Genomic DNA, 19,214 nt, shown 5'->3' with positions numbered 1-19,214 from the left:
GGCTGCCAGTATGGCAACGCGCCGCGACACCGCCATGACAGCCGTGGTGGTGTTGACTTCCTTTCATCATGATGGATATGACATGCGACGTATTTTTGTGCTGCCCACGTCCTGGGCGGGCTGGGGGCTTTTCATTGCCTTTGTGGCGCTAGTATTGGCCGGTATTTGGCCAGTGATTGGTTGGGTGAACCGGGCCACGCTGGTCATGGGGTTGCCGCTGCTGGTGGTGTGGAGCTATGTGATCATCCTCTCCTGCGTAGCGGTCATGCTGGTGGGCAATCGCATTGTAGAGCGAGACGACCATGAATAGTGCCTGGCCGTTAGTGATCACGCTGTTATACGTGGCCACCGCCATGTTGATCGGCCTTCGCGCACGGGCGGGGCGCTCTATGAATACGCTAGAAGAGTGGGGCGTGGCTGGGCGCAGTATGGGGCCAGTGACCCTCTACTTACTGATCGCGGCGGGCAGTGTGAGTGCTTACACCTTCATGGGCGCACCGGGCTGGGCCTACTCCAAGGGCGTGGCGGTATTTTATGTGGCGGTTTATTTGGCCTATTTAGCGCTGGTGGCGTGGTACTTCGGGCCGAAGGTATGGCAGTTCGGCGAGCAGTTTGGCCATGTGACCCAAGCAAGCGCCATTGCCGACCGTTATCAAAGCCCTGCGCTAGGGGCGCTCTCCGCGCTGGTGATGGCGGTGGGCTCGGTGGCCTACGCAGTGCTACAAACCATTGGTTCCGCTTATATCCTGTTTGTGATGAGCGGCGGGTTGATACCCGTTTGGCTAGGCGTGCTGTTGGTGCTGACTTGTATAGCCGTGTATCTCTACGCCAGCGGGCAGCGGGCGATAGGCCGCACTAACGCGTTCCAGGGTGTGCTGATGCTGGCGGTGGCCTGGGCGGTAGGCCTGTGGGCCGTACACAGCGCCACCGGCGGGCTGAGTTTTACGGGCGTATTTGAACGCATCGCCGCAGAGCACCCCGAGTTTCTGACCCTCCCCGGCGCGGGGGGCGATATGAGTTTTAGCTTCTGGACCACGTCGATCATCGTCTCGATGCTGTCGTTCATGCCCCCCGTCTGGACGCAGTGGATGAGCGCCTCCTCCGCACGTACCATTCGCCGTAGCGCAACGTGGCTGCCTACCTATTACGTGGTGATTCTGCCCATGGTGGTGGTGGGCTTTATCGGTATTTTCTCGCTGCCGGAGCTGGCGCGGGCAGATACCGTGGTGCTGGAATACGCCATGCAGCACTTGCCCGTGGTGCTGGTGGGGCTGCTGGGCGCGGGCACCCTGGCAGCCTCCATGTCTTCCAGCGAGCCATTCATTCACTCGGTTTCCCTTTCCGTGAGTAAAGACGTGCTGCAGCCGCTTTTCAAGCTCTCGGAGGGTGACACCGCCCAGTTGGCGCGGCTTTTGATTCTACCCATTATGTTCTTGCTGATTGCGCCGCTGGCGATTGCCGAGCCGGGTAGCCTAGTAATGATCCTGCTGGTTGGGCTTGGTTTTGCGTCGCAGGTGTTGCCTGCATTCATTGGTATGTTCTTTTGGCCTCGCGCCTCTAGGTTGGGCGTTATGGCGGGCATTTTGGGCGGTTTCGTAGTGACGGTAGCATTCACCACGCTATGGCGACACCCGCTCGGCATTCATGCCGGTTTTTGGGGGCTCATGGTCAATTTGCCGCTATTTGTTCTGGTGTCATTAGTGACCCCTGCTACGCGTGAAGAGGTGGTCGAGCGTTTCTTTCGCATTTCAGCCCCTCGCGGACTGACGCGTTTGGGCAGACGGGTGTCTTAATCTGTTAACGTCCATCGTCTACGCTTATCTCAGAGCGTTTTAATGCACTACTGACAAAGGCACTGCAATGAGCCACGCATTGACTGGACATAACCGCCCTCAACAGGTCATCAAGGCCATACAACAGGCGAATGCGTCGCTGAGCGCGGCGCATCGGCAGGCGAAATACGCCAAAATGGCAGCCTCTCCTTATCGTTTCTTTCGCGGTTCCAACCATCTGTATTGGCAGGATGTTTGGCACGACTGGCGCTTCGCGCTGTTCGGCGGCTGGCCCAATACCCAAACATGGCTACAAGGCGATGCCCATGCCTACAACTTTGGCGCTTACGGCCATCACGATGACCAAGTACGCTACGGCATGGATGACTTCGATGATGCGCTCATTGGGGATTATCAGTACGACGTGTGGCGGCTGGCTATCAGTCTCGTGTTGGATGCCCGTGAGAACGCTGAGTTAAGCTCCAAAGCGGTGGATAAAGCGCTCAAAAAATTGCTGGAAGGCTACATAGAGACGCTGAGTGCGTACCGTGATGAAGAGCGGCCGATTTATGCGGTAACGCTCGACAGCGCGAAAGACCCGCTCAAATCCTTTATGGGTAAAGTAGCCGATAAACAAAGCCGGGCGCGCATGCTGGAGAAGTGGACGACTCTTGACCCCGACAAAGGACGTCACTTTGCCGAGCGCCCCGGCAAGCTCGCCAACCTGCCTGCCGATGTAGCAAGCCAGCTTAGCCGCATCGTCGAGCAGGAGTATCAGCAAACGCTGCAGCACCCCATCAAGGAGAGCGACCCGCAGCACTTCCGCGTCAAAGACACCGCACGGCGTTTGGATGCAGGCACTGGGTCGTTGGGCGTCGAGCGGTACTATGTGCTGATCGAAGGCGGTGCGGATCACGAGCACGACGATGTGATCCTAGACATCAAAGAGCAGGTCACGCCAGAAGCCTATCGTCTGATGGACAAAGCGCAGCAGCAGGCGTGGCGCAAGCTGTTTCCCAATGAAGGCATTCGCCATGCCGCGGCGTTCCATGCCATTGCCGAACACCCGGATGCCTACCTTGGCTGGTTGACCATGAACGGCAAGGTGTTTTCGGTACGCGAGCGATCACCGTTCAAAAAAGACTATCCCACCCATAAGCTTTCTAGCGGTAAAGCCTACCGCAAGCTGGCACGGCAGTGGGGTGAGATTCTGGCCCGGGAACACCTGCGCGGCGCGCAGGCGCTTAACCGAGGCAAAGCCGCACCGTTTGCCAACGCGGTATGCCAGCGATTAGAAGGGCGTGAGGAGCAGTTTATTGGCGTGGTCGCAACGCTTGCTAAGGCCTATGCCGACTGTGTTACTCAAGACTACCAAGTGTTCATGGAGCATTTTCAAGCCAACGACACGGCATTATAGGTTGAGTAGTGCCGTGCCAGTGGCTTAATACGTAACGCGTTAGCTGCTACTGGCACCACCGACGATGCCACTTCTCAAGCCGCTTTCCTGACCGGAGCGGCTTTTTAAATGATGAGACACGGTGTCTTCTGGGGAGCCTGCCATTTCCCGGAACATGCCCATGGAGCCCAGCAGAGCCGAAGATTCGTAAGGCACGAAGACTCGCTCGCCGTCTTTCGCCATGGTGGGCAACACTTTGATATAGCTTTGGCCAAGCAGGTAACCTACCACCGTGCGCTTGTTCTCTTCGCTATCGCCAATAGCGCTCAGCACCAGCTTGATGGACTCCTGCTCACCCTGGGCGCGCAGAATGGCAGACTCTTTATCGCCCTGGGCATTCAAGATGGCGGATTCACGCTGGCCTTGGGCCATGGCAATGGCGGCCGATTTTTCACCCTCGGCTTCGGTCACGGTGGCGCGACGCTTCCGCTCGGCTGCCATCTGCAGGCGCATGGCCGACTCGACCTCTTCCGGCATGGCGATATCCTGCACTTCCACACGGGAGATCTTGACGCCCCACTTGGAGGCGGGCTCTTCCATCGCCGCCTGAATCTCGTTGTTGACCTCCGCGCGGGACTCGAACAGTTTATCCAACTCCATCTTACCCACCACCGAGCGGAGCGTGGTTTTCGCCAATACCTCGACGGCTTGGCTCATGTTTTCGACTTCATAGACCGCCCGCTTGGGATCGATGATCTGGTAATACAGCGCGCCGTTGATGCGCACGGTGACGTTGTCCGTGGTCACCACGGGTTGGCCGGGGAAATCCATCACTGTCTCGCGGCGGTCGATGCGGGTCTCATCGGTAGTGATGGCCGTGTACTCCTCGCCCATTTTGCGATAGCGCAGCATGGTGATGGCGCGGGGCTGTTCGATAAATGGAATGATGATATTAATGCCGCTCTCTAACACGCGGTGAAAAGAGCCGAGGCGTTCAATCACCATCACTTCCGACTGGCGAACGATCACCAAGCCTTTCGAAATGATCAAAATTCCGATGACGACGATGATTAGGCTAATTAGTAGGCCGGGGCTTATCGGTAAATCCATGTCAAGACTCCTGAGGGGTGGCACGTGAATGATCATCCGTGATGGATGACGTTACATTCACCAGCGCGGTCGTGCCTTCAAAGCGTTTGAACACGACCTGAGTGCCTTCGGGCAGCTCTGTTTGGCCACTTTCGAGCACACGTATACGGTAGAAATCGCCGTTCACTTTAATCCCAGTGGCATTGTCGTAATCTCTCAGCAGCGTGGTATAGCGGTTGCCTTTTTCTACGCCGGTACCAGTGGTGCCGTAGGCAACCCCTTTGGGAGAGAAGCGTGGCCGAATCACCATTACGCCTAATGGCACCAGCACTCCCGCAAAGATGCCCATGCTGAGCAACTGCCAGGGCAGCGATAGCCCCAAAGCCGTGACGGCGGCGGTGAGCGCCGCAGCGATGCCGAGCGCCAACAGCACCATCGCGCCAGAGGTCAGTTCGGCTAGGCTCAACAGTAGGGCGAGCACTAGCCAGCTATAGGCAGGGTTCCAATCCATATACGCTCCTGATGCCAATACACATTTTATAGGACAACGTACCACTGCTTTGGCAGTGACATAAGCATGGTTGTGATATTCATAGTAAATAGTTAGACCAATTCAATTGGGTGTTATCCTCCGCACCTGATTTAGCGATCCCCCCATAGCTTTATAGACATGGCATGGGTAGATGGGGACGAGTGAAAAGGAAGTAATGAAAAGAAAGTAATGAAAAGGAGAGCCGCGTGTCGGGTGTGATTTATGGGTTGGATATGGCGGGTGTGATCGTGTTTGCCCTGTCGGGCGTGATTTTGGCCTGCCGTTCGCGGATGGACCCGTTTGGCATGCTGGTGCTGGCGGCGGTGACCGGGATCGGCGGCGGCACCTTGAGGGATCTGGTGCTGGGTGTCCGGCCGGTGTTCTGGGTCACCGACCCCACGTATCTGTGGGTCATCCTCGCCACGGTGGGCGTGTCGTTGGTGGGATTTCACTATATCCATCGTCTGTCTCGGGGTTTTTTACCCATCGCGGATGCCTTCGGCCTGGCACTGTTTACCGTGATCGGTACCCACAAGGCGCTGCTGCTGGGCACGTCGGGGGTGGTAGCGGTACTCATGGGCATGATGACCGGTGTGGCGGGAGGCATGATTCGTGATGTGCTGGCCCAGCGGGTGCCCATGGTGCTGCGCGAAGAGATTTACGCCACCGCTGCCATGGCGGGCGGGATTGTCTATGTCGCGCTGCAGGCGCTCGATGCGCCACTGACTATCGCCATTGCCGCCTCGCTCAGTGTGACACTGGGGCTGCGCTTAGCGGCAATTCATTGGCACTTGGCTTTGCCGGTGTTTGCCTGGGTCACGCTGCCGCCTAAACACCAAGACGCCAACGCGCCGCTGTCGACACCGCAAAAGGCCAAAGAGCGTGTACGGATGATTCGTCGGGAGCGCACGCGCCGCTAAGGCCTTGAAAAACGCTGGGCTTCTCGCCAGCGGTCAAACCAGCGCTTGGGTTGGAGCACGCGCAGGGCCGGTTCGCTGTCGTTCAGCTCCACGCCGAGGCCCACGGCACCAAGCCGCGCGTAAAGCGCGCCGTTGGCTTGGCCGTCGGCTAGGGTCATATCGGAAAGCAGTAGCAGCGGCCCGCCTGTGAGTGTGAGGTCATGCAGGCGTATTTGCTCGCCGCTCACTGTGAGTAGGGCGTGCCCGTTGATGTTATGCACGTTTAAAAGCCTGCCCAGCCAGTTGCTCTCCCGGGCACGGGCGAGAAATAGCCGTGCCAGTAGCCCAGTATCGCGCATGCCTAACTGTAGCTGGCTGGTGAGATGTATCGGGTCGCCCCAGTTGAGTTGGGCTTCTTCCATGGTGAGCTGCACCCACCAGCCTGCGTCCTGAGTGCCGTCGTCGCTTCGGCGAAAAACGTTTTCCAGGCGCAGGTAGGAGTCATTGGCGACAAAGCGGCGCGTCTCGATATCGCCCTCGGTGAGCTGTAGGTGCAGCGTTACATCGCCCCTCAGGCGCTGCTCCAGTAGCGCCATCTCGGTTTCAAAAGCGCGCAGCGTGATATCACCTTGGGCGCGCCGCCCCTCTAGCAGCCATTCGCTGGTTAGGCTGGCACTGCCGGAGAGTAGCTCAACCCCTGCATCTTCTGCTAAATAGCGGTTGTAGCGGGCAATGTCCGGCACCTCGGTAATTGGCAGCGCAACTCGGGTGGTGAAGTGTTCGGGAGCGGGTGAGTCCAGCACGTCACTAAAGCGGTCGGTTTGGGTGGTGAGCGCAAAGTGGCGGCCTTCCAGATGCGGGCGGTCATCATCTTGTCGCCGTAGGGCAAACTGTGGAATGCCTAGCGAAAGCTGTGCCTGCTCGGGGCTATCTAACTGGGCGGTCAGCTCGCCGCGCCCGGTGGCCAAGTAGTCGAGAAACGTCACTTCCAACTGGTTAGCATTGACCCGCAGCCGCGTAGGGGCTTGCAGCGTGTCGTCTATAAACGCGCCTTGCAAAAAAAGCTGACCGTTGCCGGAAAGAGATACGCCGTGGGCATCCGGTAAAAACGTGTTGAGAAACCCCAGCCGCTGCACGCTGCCCTCCAGTGTGAACTGCCCGCTTGGGGTGGCGTTTTGGCGCTGAAAGCGACCGTCGCGCAGCACCAGCGTGCTCTCCAGCGCTTCGCCGGGACGTTGCGGGTCGGCCACCTGCCAGCTTAACCGCGAGCCGCTGATGTCCATCTCCGTGCCATCCAGCGCCGCTTGGCGAATCGCCAGTGTGAGCTGCGTATTGCTCACCAAGGTGCCGCGCTGCCCGCTACGTTGCCAGCCGGTGGTCAGCGCGTTGCCGGCTAGATGAAGCTCTCCGCTTAGTTGCTCGGTCGTGAGGATTAGCTGCCCATGGCTGGTGGCCGTGCCACTGTTTAACGTAAGCGGAGAAGGGCTGGGCAACACCGACGCAAGGTAGGGTTGTAGCGTTTGGATATTGGGCAGCGTGGCGTCTTCCCAGCTCAGTTGCGCCGTGGCACTTTGTTGGGCCTGCTCGGGGTCGAGGGGGCTTTGTGCCGCTAGTGTTAGCGCTGCGTTTGCCAGCAAGGTGCGCTCCTGATGGCGCAGCGTGGCGTCCGTGAAGGCCAGTTTTGCCGTTATCTGTTCCTTAGTAGAGAGCGCCGCGTCGAGGGTACCGCTGCCTTGCGCGGTGAGTTCGAGCAGCTCTGCGCCTAGCGTGGGGGCTTGAACGGTTAGCGATGCTTCGTAAGGGCGTGCATCCTGGAGCGTCGCGCTGGCGGTGATGCTCCCCTGGCCGGAAAGCCGAACCCCTTGGCCATCGAAAGCCGTTGCGAGATAGCGGTCGAGCATGTCGAGTCGTGTCACTTCGCCCGATAGCTCAAATGACGCACGGGTGGGCAAGTCGAGCTGATCCAGGCGCTGATTGGGAATGTGGGTAGCGAGGGCGAGCTGGGTATTCGTCGCGTAGGGATGCGTATCGGCTAGCGTGACGTTTTCCAACTGGGTCGTGAAGCGCAGTTGACCCTCTTCCACGGCGAGTCTGACGCGCCCCTGGCCCGTGGCGGTATGCGGCGGCGGTGTGTCATCCGCTACCAGCCAGCGGCGCGTGTTATCGGTACTTCTCAAGCGCTGCTCATCCATCGAGAGGGCCAGCTCGGGGGCTGCTAACGTCAGTTCGCTGTCCGGCTGCAGTTGGCCCTCGGCGAGCGCAAGCTCGCCTTCCAACACGCCGCTGCCTGCCAAGCTTAGCCAGGGCAGTGCCTCTAAGTAAGGCATGAACACATCCCAAGCGTCGGCTTGAGCCGTGATGGCAAGCTGGGCGGTGAGGGCGTCGAGCAGCGCCTCCGTCAGCGCATCGTTACTTTGCTGGGTGGACAGTGAGTCCAGTGACGCCGTACTGCGTAGCTGAATGTCCTGCACCAGCGTGGTTTGATCGCTCAAGCGGACGAGGCGGCCCTGGGTAATATCCAAGCCTACATAAGGCACGCTGAGGGTCTCTTGGCTGAACTGGGTATCCTCGACCTTCAGCTGGCCCTCTGCTTCCAGGGCAATGTCCCCGATGGTAAAGCGGCGAATGCCGTTCGCTTCCAGTGCTTGAATATGTAGCTCTCCGCGCAGCAGGGCAAGCAGCGATAGCGACAGGGTGGCTTGGCTGGCCTCGACGGTAATCGGTAGCGCCTCGTCTTCTCGGGCTAGGTAGAGGTTGTCGACTTCCCAACGGCCAGGGTGAAGGCTCTGGGCGTTCGTCCAGCGTACCTCGACCCCTTCGATGGTGGAGAGTCGTTGCGGTAGCCATTGGCTGTTAAGCAGCCAGTGGCTGCCTACTAGCCAGATCAGCACGAGGGCTAGCGCGCCAAACAGCAGGACGATCAGTGGGCGAAAACGACGTGGTGCAGCGGGCGTGTCACGGGACATACGGGCTTCCTAGCAGATGACTCCTGTTGGCGCGTGTTTTATGGCATTATGCGCGACGTGGGGCAGTTATGGGTTTTCGATTTCAACGCTAGGCAGGCAGCAAAGCCATGTTCAAGGATTTTTACGCGCAGCGCGGAGAGTATGTGGTGATCTCCGCGGAGCAGGCCAGCCGCTTCGCTAAAAGCGTGGCTGGCGACTACAACCCGATTCACAACCCGGATGCGCGGCGTTTCTGCGTGCCCGGCGACCTGCTGTTTACGCTGGTGCTGGTGAAGTTTGGGCTGTCGCGACAAATGGAATTTCGCTTCACCAATATGGTGGGTGCCGACACACCGATCAAGTTTAGTGAAACCGTTGACGGGGATATTCACGTTTGTGACGACAGCGGTAAATGCTATTTACAGGTCGTCCGCAGCGGCGATATGACGCGTGATGAGGCGGTGGTCGAAGGCTTTGCCCGCTGCTACGTCGCCTTCTCGGGTAAGAATTTTCCCCACTATCTCAAGCCGCTCATGGAGCAGCATGGGGTGATGTTCAATCCCAAGCGTCCGTTAGTGATCTACGACAGCATGGGGTTCTGCCTGGATCGCTTGGATGGCTTTTCGCCTCATTTGGCGCTTACACAATCCTCGTTGGACGTACAGGGAAAGCGTGCCGACGCGCTGCTGGAGTTTTCCATCGAATCGGCTGGTGAAGCGGTCGGTGTGGGCTCAAAGAAGCTCGTGGTGAGCGGTCTGTGCGACTACGATGCTACCGAAATGGCGGCCATCGTCGACGAGTTTTACCGCTTGAAAGCGGCCTACGAAGCCGCCTAGGGCAGTGGATGCCTACCCGTCATTGCGACGCTGCGTTAGCGCAATGGCGGGTGCCATTAACGCTACCGCTCAGGTATTCTCAAAGCCGACTAAGTAAAAAAATACCCAAAGCGCCGACCGGCACTTTGGCTGGACAATGAGGCTTTGCATGAACCGAATGAAAACGCTGACGCTTGCCTGTGCCGCAGTGACCCTGGCCGTTACCTCTATCAGCGCCCAGGCACGTGATTTTCGTCTAGGGCTGATTACGCCCGCCCAGCACTTGTGGTCTACCGAAGCCGAAGCGTTTGCCCAAACGCTGAGCGAGCGCTCAGGCGGTGAGCATAGCGTTAGCGTGTTTCCAGCTCAGCAGCTAGGTAACGAAGCGCAGATGGTGCAGCAACTGCAAACCGGCGCGCTGGACATGGCGTTTCTGACCATTGCTGAAATCTCCAACCGCATTCCTGATTTCGGCGCGCTCTACGCCCCTTATTTGGTGGATGACGTGAACCATGCCGCGCGTCTGCTGCGTTCCGATGCCGCCGGAGAGTTGCTGGATCTGATGCCGGAAGGTGTTGGCTTGGTCGGTGTGGGTTACGGCATGGTGGGCATGCGCCAAGTGTTGAGCCGCAGTCCTATCGAAAGCGCTGACGATCTGCAAGGCCAGCGGCTACGTATCACGCCCTTCGAGCCCATTCGCGATTTCTATACGGCTACCGGTGCAGCACCGGCCCCCATGCCGCTACTGGAAGTTTACGATGCGCTGGCCAATGGCCAAGTCGACGCCATCGATATGGACTTCGACTCGATTTTGATTCTGAAATTCTACGAGCAGGCGAACAACCTGCTGATCTCCAATCATATGATGTTCCCCATGGTGGGGGTGGTGTCTGGGCGCGTTTGGCGCGAGCTCTCTGAAGAGGATCGCGAGCTGATCGATACCGCCATGGCCGAACATCTGGAGAACGTGCTGACGGGGTTCGAAGAGATGGACGCCGCTCAGGAAGAGGAGATTCGCGGGTTGGACATCAATATCGTCGAAGCCGACGCTGAGTTTTTCTCTGAGGCGATTGCCGAGTGGGAGCGTATCTGGGCACCCAAAGCGCCCATGCTGGAAACCCTGCGTGCGGAAGCGGATCGCTTGCGCGACGAGTAGTGTCAATAAAGGCTAATAATCATCATGCTGCAACGCCTGTCCAACGGGCTTGCCCGTTGTGAAGAGATCACCGCCGCTGCCTTGGCAGCGGCGGTGACGTGTTTGATCCTCACGAATATCGCCTTTCGCGCGCTGGGCAGCCCACTTTACTGGGTCAGTGAACTGGCGATCTACGCCATGATCTGGATGACCTTCTTGATTGCTGGGGCGGTGCTGAAACGTCGCCACGGCATCGCGGTGACACTCGTGAGCGACCTGCTGCCGTCTGCAGGAAGAAAGTGGGTCATCGTCGCGGTAGATACGATGGTGCTGCTGTTTGCCCTGATGCTGGTGTGGCTCTGCTGGCGGTGGTATCAGCCGCTGACGCTGGCTCAAACCGGCTTCGATATACGGGCGTTCCAGGGCCAGACGTTCAATTTCATCTATGCGGAAAATACCTCCACCCTGGGCATTAAAAAATTTTGGGCATGGCTGATCGTGCCTTGGTTTGCAATCTCGCTGAGCCTGCACGGCGTGTCGAATCTAGTGCAATCGCTAACGGCCATGAGGGGACGTGTATGACGGTCGTGGTGTTTCTGCTGCTGCTTCTGGGCGCCGTGCCCATTGCGTTGGTACTGGCGCTCACGGCGATGTGGTATATCCAAGCCTCCGGCAATACGGTGCTATTCGACTCCTACCCGCAGCAGCTGTTTAGCGCCATCGAAAGCTATGGGCTGTTGGCGATTCCGTTGTTCATGCTGGCCGGGGAGTTGATGAACGAGGGCGGGTTGACCAAGCGATTGATTGCTCTGGCGCGCATTTTGGTGGGAGGCTTTCGCGGCGGCTTGGCCTATATCAACTTGGTGGCCAACATGATGATGGCGGCGATCATTGGTTCGGCGGCGTCACAAATCGCCATCATGTCTCGCGCCATGGTGCCTGCAATGGAGCAGGAAGGTTACGATACCCCCTACAGCGCGGCGATCACCGCCGCAGGGGGCCTGCTATCGCCGATCATCCCGCCCTCCATGCTGTTCGTGCTATTTGGGGTCATGGCTCAGGTGCCCATTGCAGAGATGTTTATTGCAGGGCTGTTACCAGGGCTTTTGTTGGGCGCAAGTTTTTTTGTGGTCATCGCTTTGGTGGGGCTGGTGCAGCAGTACCCGAAAGGGCAGTGGCCGAGCCGTCAACAAGCGCTGCATGATGCGTTATGGGGGTTGCCCGCACTGCTGATTCCCGTGATTATCATCGGCGGCATTTTGTTGGGTATCGCCACGCCCACGGAATCGGCGGCACTGGCCTCGCTGGCGGCGCTGCTGATGGGGCGCTTCGTGTATGGTGATCTGCGTTTGACGCAGCTTCCCATGGTACTCACACGCACGGCGATCAATGCCGGTCTTGTCATCATGCTGATTGCCGCAGCGGGTGTGTTTGGCTGGGTAGTGATCTACGAGCAACTGCCGCAAATGGCCGCTGAATGGATTGCTGCGTTGACCAGTAGTCCGTTTCTTTTTTTGCTGTTGGTGATTGGGGCGCTGCTGCTAGTGGGAATGGTGATCGATGGGATTGCCGCGCTGATTTTGGTAGTGCCCATTTTGATGCCTATCGCCCAGAGCCAGTTTGCGATTAGCCCTTATCAGTTTGGCGTGGTGGTCTGCTTAACCTTGGTAATGGGCTTGCTGACGCCCCCGGTGGGAGCTGGGCTGTTCATTGCCTCTTCCATGACCGGCGCACCGCCGCTAAAAATCTTCCGAGCGTTGCTGCCCTTTTTACTGGCCACCCTGGTCACGCTGGTCCTGCTGGCGTGGTTGCCATGGTTGACTAACGGATTGATTCAACGGTGATCGTCTCGCACGCGCGGTTTAGGCCGCGCTGTTGTCCGTGAGGGGCATTACGTCTACCTCCACCTCGAGCTGGTGGTCGCCGCCGCCATTCATCACGCCTTTGAGTGGTGCCACGTCCGCATAATCTCGCCCCCAAGCCAGCACTGGGTGCTGTTCACCGGCTACCGTACCGTTGGTTGGATCCAGCGCTAGCCACCCCCAGTCCGGAATCCACGCGGCTAGCCACGCGTGGGAGGCATCGGCGCCAATGAGTCGTGGTTGGCCAGGTGGCGGCTGAGTCTCCAAGTAGCCGCTTACATAGCGTGCCGCCAAGCCCACCGAGCGCAGTGCGCCAATGGCGAGGTGGGCAAAATCTTGGCAGACCCCCCGTCGGTTAGCCAGCACCTCACTCAATGGTGTGGCCAACGTGGTAAAGCTGGGGTCGTACTCGAAGGTGTCGTAAATCGACTGATTGAGCGCTAGCGCGGCATCGACCAGCGGTCGGCCGGGAGTGAAACAGCTGCGCGCAAAGGCCGCCAGCTCATCGTTACGACGAATGAACGGCGAGTCGAGCCGGTAGAGCTGCATATCGAAGCGGCTGTCGTTGCGCAACTGCTCGGCCACACGCTCCCACGCCGGAGAGCTGCTCGGCAATGGCCCGAGCGGCTGAGTGTTGAGCGGCGTCACGACGGTCACATCCAGCGTTTGGTGCACGTCTTCCAGTGCGAAGTAGAGCACTCGATTGCCAAACACATCGCGGCGCTCGGCCTGCACCTGAGGCATTGGGCTGATCGTCAGTTCCGAGGCACCACACTGCTGATGCTGGGTTTTACGTGGCAGTACCCGGGCCTCGCTATGACAGAGCGTCACCGGTGCGCTGTAGTGGTAGCGTGTGGTGTGCCGCAAGGTGTAGTTCATTCGTCGGGCTCCATGCTGACAAGTTGGCGCGGCTGTTCCACGTGGCTGAAGTGGCTGTGGCTAATGGCATCGGAGAGCGCATTGAGCGGCGCAATCAGCTCGTCCAACAGTTGCTCCAGCGCGGCCTGCGCATCTGGAGTATCGGCCAAGTGGCTAATTCGGTCGATGTCGGCGAGATGCAGAGCGGCGTTGGCTTGAATGAGCAAACGTCGCTCGGCATTTCGGTAGGGCGACGAGCTGCCGGGCAGCCGATCCATCTGCCGTTCCAGACGTTTGAGCATGTAGCCCACCGAGCGCGGGTTGGTTTCGTCGAAGAGCAGCAGGTCAAGAATCGCTTCGGGGTGCAGCTCGCTTCGGTAGCGTCGCCGGTAGGCCGTAAAGTTATCGGTGGTGGCGAGCACCACCTCCCATAGCGCCAGCCCCGGTGAGTGGGGAGCGTTGAGAGTGAGTTTGAGCAGCGACAGCAGGCCTAACACGCGATCCAGGAAGCGGCCAATGTCCATGAAACGCCAGCCGTAATGGTGGGGCATGGTTTCGTTGCACAAGCCAAAAAAGGCGGCAATTTGCGCCGACAGCCCTTCGCAGGCACGCCGCGCCGCGCTGGCACCCAGGCTCGGGTTGAACGTGTCTACCCGCTGTCGCAGTTGGTGTACCACTCGCCAGGAGTCATCTCCCAGATGTTCGCGCACGCTGCGAGCGTTACGCAGCATTTGGGCGAACAGTGGCTGCAAGGCTTGGGCGTCGCGCTCATCGAACTGGGTCAGCAGCGCCGTGCGCTTTTGCGCAAAGCCCACCAGGGGCGGCTTGGTGCTTTCCCCTTCATGGTCGAGCGTGGTGATATCGAGGGCTAGCAGCAGCTCATCTAGCAGTTGATCCGCGATCTCGTCCTGGTCGTACTCCATCAAACGCAGCAGCGCTTCGCGCAGCAAGCGGGCGCGGGCATCCAGCCGTTCGCCGTAGCGTCCCAGCCAAAAAAGACTTTCGGCCACCCGACTGGGCAAGTCGGTGCCATCGCGGGTGGCGACCACTGGGCCACGCGCTTGGCGTAGCTGGCTGACATGGGGTTGGGGCGTATTCGCGGTGACCCAGACATCTTTGACGATCGGGCTGCTCAACGATGGTGAGCCCGGGGAACCAACCCACGCCAGGCCGCCGGGCATGACATGATAGTCACTAGGCTGCGGACACTGGGTCGCGATGCTGCCAGGCATTCGTGTAACGAAGCAGCGCAAGTTCAGCGTTGCGGGGGATAACCGCTGCATGTTGGCATCGAACACTGGGGCCGATGCTGGTTGGGTACTGGCATCGGCACTAGGCAGTAGCAATTCCTCACCGAGTAGATGCTGGCATAAGGCAGGGAGATAGTCGGCCAGCTCGGCCATTTCCAACACGCCAACGCCGACTGCATTCGACATGGCCACGCCGCTGGCGCGGGTGGCTTGTAGCAATCCAGGCACGCCGAGTTGAGAGTCGCCGCGTAGTTCGAGCGGATCGCAGTAAGCGTCGTCGCAGTGGCGCAGCACCACATCCACAGGTTGCAGGCCTCCTAAGGTACGCAGCCATAGCTGGCTATCGCGTACCACCATGTCCTGGCCTTCGGCGAGATCGATATTGAGATAGTTCGCCAAATAGGCGTGCTCGAAGTAGCGTGGGCTGCCTGGGCCGGGGGTGAGCAGCACGATCGTGGGATTGTCACGGTGCTGGTAGGCCAGCGCGGTCAACGTACGGTGATATTTGTCCAAAAAGCCCGCCAGCCGCTTGAGCGGGGCGTTTCGATACATTTCCGGCAGCGCGCGGGCCATGAGTATGCGGTTCTCCAGCGCGAAGCCAGTGCCAGACGGCGCCTGCAGGCGATCGCCCATCACCCGCCAACGCCCATCGGTATCTTGAATGACATCGATACCGTGAAAGCTGATCGACGGACGGTCGCTGGGTTGCGAGCCATGGCAAGGCAGTAAAAAGTGGGGCGAAGCGAGAATGGACTGCGTAGGAAGAAGCCCTGCATCGAACAGTGTGCGCGGGCCATAAATATCGTCGTAGAGCGCATTGAACAGGCGCGTGCGCTGGGTCAAGCCGACCTCTAGTGCTTGCCACTGCACCTGATCGATCACCCAGGGAAGCGGATCGAGCCGCCAAGAGCGGCCCTGAGTGTCTTCGTGCATGTTAAAGATCACGCCGTTCTCTGCCAGCAGGCGCTGAATCTCTTCATGCTGCTGATAGCGGCCATCCGCGCCGAGTGCTTCCAAGGCACAGAGCAGGCTCTGCCAGCCGGGGCGCAACTGCCCCTGCCGGTCGAGCATCGCATCAAACGTGCCGGGCTGTCCCTTGCCTAGCTGATTCGTGTAGTCCTCAACCAGCCCGGCAGCGCCGAGCCCGAGCAGTGAGGGAGAGACAGGGGCGGTCATGATCCTGATTGTCCTAAGCGAGTAGGGGGCGGATTATCCTGTAGCTAGCGCAGATAAGGAAGCACTCTTCATCCATCAGCGTGGGCTCCAGCGCAAATCGAGCGTGCAAGGCAGCTCCTGGCTCGCCCTTTCCGGTACGGGGGCCTGAAAGCCATGGCGGTGGCCACTGTCGCTGAAGCGTCCCAAACGGCGGGCTTCGGCTTCGAACGCATTGACAGGGAAGGTCTCGAAGCTACGTCCTGTGGGATGTACCACATAGTAAGTGCAGCCGGCTACTGAACGTTGGTTCCAGGTGTCGATGACATCGAACACTAGTGGTGCGTGAATGGGGATTTTCGGGTGCAGCGCCGAGGGTGGCTGCCAGGCGCGATAACGAACGCCGGCCACGGCTTCGCCATTACGCCCGGTGGCGGTAAGTGGCACGGGGCGGCCGTTACAGGTGACGACGTAACGATCACCGCTCATGCCGCTGACTTTGACTTCCAAGCGCTCTACCGAGGAGTCGACGTAGCGCGCGGTGCCGCCTGCAGTCGCTTCTTCGCCGAGGACGTGCCAGGGCTCGATGGCTTGGCGAAGCTCGATCGAGAGCATCGGCGTATGCAAACGGCCGTGCACCGGGAATCGGAACTCCAAGAACGGCGCAAACCAGTCAAGCTCGAAGTCGAATCCGTGATGACGCAGGTCGCTGAGCACGTCGTTCAGGTCTTCCCACAAATAGTGGGGCAGCATCCAGCGGTCTTGCAGCGCGCTTCCCCAGCGCACCGGCTTGCCACGGTAGGGCGTTTTCCAACAGCGGGCGACCAGCGCGCGAATCAGCAGCATCTGCATCAAGCCCATTCGCGCGTGGGGAGGCATTTCGAAGCCGCGCAGCTCCAATAGACCCAGGCGTCCGCTGTCGCTGTCCGGCGAGTAGAGTTTATCGATACAGAACTCGGCACGGTGGGTATTACCGGTCAAGTCGGTCAGCAAGTGACGCAGCAGACGGTCGACCAGCCAGGGTTGCACTACTTCGCCTTCGGGCATTTGCTGCAGAGCGATTTCCAGCTCGTAGAGCGCTTCGTGGCGCGCTTCATCGACGCGTGGTGCCTGGCTGGTAGGGCCAATGAACAGTCCCGAGAAAAGATACGACAGGCTGGGATGATGCTGCCAGTAGGTGACCAGACTGGCCAACAGGTCGGGGCGACGCAAGAACGGCGAATCGTCCGGCGTGATCCCGCCCAAAGTGACGTGGTTGCCGCCGCCGGTACCGGTATGGCGACCGTCCAGCATGAACTTTTCGGTGCCTAACCGCGCTTGGCGTGCTTCATCGTAGAGACGTTCGGTTTGTGCCACCAGAGTTTGCCAACTGGCGGCAGGCATGATGTTGACTTCGATGACGCCTGGGTCGGGAGTGATCTGGAAACTTTCCAGCCGCGGATCGCGCGGCGGCGCGTAGCCTTCGATCATGACCGGGCAGGCAAGTTCGCGGGCGCACGCTTCGATACTGCTGAGCAGGTCGAGGTAGTGCTCGAGCTGAGTCAGCGGCGGCAAAAAAATATGCAGCCTGCCTTCACGGGGTTCGACGCACAGACTCGTGTGGATGATCTTGTGCTCCCGATCCTCCTCGGCGCTAGGTTGCTGCTGTACCGATTCGCCTTCCGGGTGGCTATGGCTTGGATGGGTGCTTTGGCCCAGGCGCTCAGCACTGGTGAAGCGGTGCTGTTCGGCGTTACGACGCGCCACCTCTCCGTGAATGTCGCCCAGCGCCGGGCGAGGAGCAAACAGCGACTGCGGTTGGGGCTGGTCTTCCGGGTCGGCCCAGGGCAGGGCAGAGAGCGGCAGGCGTAACCCCATGGGCGAGTCCCCGGGTACCAGGAAAAGGTGGTCGCGTTTCAGCGGCCAGCGTCCGCTCTCCCAACGGTGTGACTGGGCAATCGAGTGGCGCAGTGGCAGCGCATAGCCAACGACCGCGCTCAGATCCTGCTCCAGCAGGCGGGCAAGGCGTCGGCGTTCGGCGTCATCTTTCAAATCGGTTTTGCGTGGGTCTACGTTGACCGGCAGCGTTTGCTCTTTCCACAAATAGTAGTAAGCATCCTCATAGGCAGGAATCCAGCAGCGATGAGCCACACCCAGACGTTCGCTCAGCGCTTGAGTAAAGCGCTGAGCCATGGTGTCGTCGGCCACCACGTCGGGGGCACCTTCCATGCAGGCCAGCCAGCTTGGGTCGCGCCATAGCGGCACCCCATCTTTACGCCAGTAGCAGGCCAGCGCCCAGCGGGGCAGCGGCTCGCCAGGATACCACTTGCCCTGCTGCTGCTGAATCACGCTGCCAGGGGCGTAGGCGGCCTGCAGGCGCGACAATAGCGCTTCGGCGCGTTCACGTTTGTGCTCCCCCAAGGCTTCGGTGTTCCACTGAGGGCTCTCCATGTCGTCGATGGAAACGAACGTCGGTTCGCCGCCCATGGTCAGTCGAACGTCTTGCTGGTTGAGCGCTTGGTCAACCTCGTCGCCCAGCGTCAGAATGCGTTGCCACTGCTGCTCGCTATAGGGTTTGGTGACGCGCGGGTCTTCATGAATGCGCTCGACGCGCATCTCGACGTCGAACTCCACCTCGCACTTATCGGAAAAGCCAGTGATGGCGGCGGCGCTGCCGGTCGTAGGCGTAGCGGCGAGTGGAATATGACCTTCGCCTGCAAACAGGCCAGAGGTGGGGTCCAGTCCTACCCAGCCAGCGCCGGGCAGAAAGACTTCGGTCCAGGCGTGGAGGTCGGTAAAGTCCACGGCGGTGCCGCTAGGACCATCCAGCGCTTTCACATCCGGTGTCAGTTGAATCAAATAACCCGACACGAAGCGTGCCGCCAAGCCTAGATGACGCAGTATTTGTACCAATAGCCAAGCGCTGTCGCGGCAGGAGCCGCTCGCCAGAGTCAGCGTCTCTTCACAGCTTTGTACCCCAGGCTCCATACGCACCAAATAACTGATGTCCTTTTGCAGGCGCTGATTGAGGGCGACGAGGAAATCGACGCTGGTGGTCGGTTCGAGAGAGACGTCTTTCAACCAGTCCAGGAGTCGCGGTCCCGCTTCGGTTACCTCTAGGTAGGGGCCAAGCTCTTTGCTGAGTTCGTCGGGATAGGTGAACGGAATCTTTTGGGCGACGTCATCCAAAAAGAAATCGAACGGGTTGATCACCGTCATGGGGGCCACGAGTTCGACGGCAATGGTGAGCTCTTTACGTGGCTCGGGGAACACCACGCGGGCATTGAAGTTGCCGAACGGATCCTGCTGCCAATTCAAGAAATGGTCGTCGCCTGAAATATTCAGTGAATAGGCGTCGATATGGGTACGGCAGTGGGGGGCCGGACGCAGACGAATCACATGGGGCGAGAGCTTGACGGGGCGGTCGAAGCGATAGGTCGTGCGGTGATGCAAGGCAACGCGAATGGTCATGAGCCACCCTCAAAGAAAGCCAAAAGTCACCGTGCGTATTCCGCATAGCGCGTCGGTGA

At 59.5% G+C, this 19,214-nt stretch carries 14 protein-coding genes; 8 read left to right on the top strand and 6 right to left on the bottom strand.

All coding sequences use genetic code 11. From position 1 onward, the window contains the following. The first annotated feature begins 10 nt into the window (after nt 1-10). The 3 genes from L1249_RS04115 (at nt 11) to L1249_RS04105 (ending at nt 3,189) form a co-directional block, all read left to right on the top strand. Entirely contained in the window at nt 11-310 is a 300-nt protein-coding gene (locus L1249_RS04115; protein ID WP_228168647.1) for a hypothetical protein, read from the top strand. Further along, nucleotides 303-1,793 carry a sodium:solute symporter family protein gene (locus L1249_RS04110; protein WP_172416367.1) on the top strand — a complete coding sequence of 497 codons (1,491 nt, stop codon included), beginning with the start codon at nt 303-305 and terminating at the stop codon, nt 1,791-1,793. The genes L1249_RS04115 and L1249_RS04110 overlap by 8 nt, the downstream gene beginning before the upstream one ends. A gap of 67 nt (nt 1,794-1,860) precedes the next feature. Next, a complete protein-coding gene (locus L1249_RS04105) occupies nt 1,861-3,189 on the top strand; it encodes a DUF2252 domain-containing protein (RefSeq protein ID WP_172416366.1) in 1,329 nt (442 codons plus the stop codon). Nucleotides 3,190-3,228: 39 nt separating this feature from the next. Here L1249_RS04105 and L1249_RS04100 read toward each other — a convergent pair whose 3' ends face one another. Further along, entirely contained in the window at nt 3,229-4,278 is a 1,050-nt protein-coding gene (locus L1249_RS04100; protein WP_044629248.1) for an SPFH domain-containing protein, read from the bottom strand. A 1-nt stretch (nt 4,279) separates the two neighbouring features. Next, complete coding sequence (locus tag L1249_RS04095; RefSeq protein WP_172416365.1) at nt 4,280-4,768, bottom strand: NfeD family protein; 489 nt, start codon at nt 4,766-4,768, stop codon at nt 4,280-4,282. Between the two features lie 227 nt (nt 4,769-4,995). Between L1249_RS04095 and L1249_RS04090 the strand changes: the two genes are divergently transcribed. Then, nucleotides 4,996-5,709, top strand: a complete 714-nt coding sequence (locus tag L1249_RS04090; RefSeq protein WP_082051437.1) for a trimeric intracellular cation channel family protein — start codon at nt 4,996-4,998, stop codon at nt 5,707-5,709. Here L1249_RS04090 and L1249_RS04085 read toward each other — a convergent pair. Beyond that, nucleotides 5,706-8,654: a hypothetical protein gene (locus tag L1249_RS04085; RefSeq protein ID WP_172416364.1), complete on the bottom strand. Its 2,949-nt coding sequence runs from the start codon at nt 8,652-8,654 to the stop codon at nt 5,706-5,708. The genes L1249_RS04090 and L1249_RS04085 overlap by 4 nt on opposite strands. 107 nt (nt 8,655-8,761) lie before the next feature. Between L1249_RS04085 and L1249_RS04080 the strand changes: the two genes are divergently transcribed. From L1249_RS04080 to L1249_RS04065, 4 genes are all read left to right on the top strand, one after another. Then, nucleotides 8,762-9,469, top strand: coding sequence for a DUF3581 family protein (locus L1249_RS04080; protein ID WP_044629245.1), 708 nt, complete (start codon nt 8,762-8,764; stop codon nt 9,467-9,469). A 148-nt stretch (nt 9,470-9,617) separates the two neighbouring features. Continuing rightward, nucleotides 9,618-10,604 (top strand): TRAP transporter substrate-binding protein, encoded by a 987-nt coding sequence (locus L1249_RS04075; RefSeq protein ID WP_044629244.1) that lies wholly within the window; start codon nt 9,618-9,620, stop codon nt 10,602-10,604. Nucleotides 10,605-10,628: 24 nt separating this feature from the next. Next, nucleotides 10,629-11,165, top strand: a complete 537-nt coding sequence (locus L1249_RS04070) for a TRAP transporter small permease (protein ID WP_137093496.1) — start codon at nt 10,629-10,631, stop codon at nt 11,163-11,165. Next, nucleotides 11,162-12,427: a TRAP transporter large permease gene (locus L1249_RS04065; RefSeq protein WP_137093494.1), complete on the top strand. Its 1,266-nt coding sequence runs from the start codon at nt 11,162-11,164 to the stop codon at nt 12,425-12,427. The genes L1249_RS04070 and L1249_RS04065 overlap by 4 nt, the downstream gene beginning before the upstream one ends. Before the next feature lie 18 nt (nt 12,428-12,445). Here the strand turns inward: L1249_RS04065 and L1249_RS04060 are convergent, their stop codons facing one another. The 3 genes from L1249_RS04060 to L1249_RS04050 all read right to left on the bottom strand — a co-directional run bounded on the left by L1249_RS04060 (nt 12,446) and on the right by L1249_RS04050 (nt 19,155). After that, the gene (locus L1249_RS04060; protein WP_044629241.1) at nt 12,446-13,324 is read right to left on the bottom strand and encodes a transglutaminase family protein; all 879 of its coding nucleotides are present in this window, start codon (nt 13,322-13,324) and stop codon (nt 12,446-12,448) included. Beyond that, on the bottom strand, nt 13,321-15,729 hold the full coding sequence (locus tag L1249_RS04055; protein WP_172416363.1) for a circularly permuted type 2 ATP-grasp protein: 2,409 nt from the start codon (nt 15,727-15,729) through the stop codon (nt 13,321-13,323). The genes L1249_RS04060 and L1249_RS04055 overlap by 4 nt, the downstream gene beginning before the upstream one ends. 75 nt (nt 15,730-15,804) lie before the next feature. Continuing rightward, nucleotides 15,805-19,155 carry a transglutaminase family protein gene (locus L1249_RS04050; protein WP_044629239.1) on the bottom strand — a complete coding sequence of 1,117 codons (3,351 nt, stop codon included), beginning with the start codon at nt 19,153-19,155 and terminating at the stop codon, nt 15,805-15,807. Between the last annotated feature and the right edge of the window lie 59 nt (nt 19,156-19,214).

The organism is Halomonas sp. Cn5-12, assembly GCF_021532545.1.
In the GTDB taxonomy this organism is placed as follows: domain Bacteria; phylum Pseudomonadota; class Gammaproteobacteria; order Pseudomonadales; family Halomonadaceae; genus Vreelandella; species Vreelandella aquamarina.
Note: the sequence above shows the minus strand (reverse complement) of the source record. Positions and strands in the feature narration are given on the sequence as shown.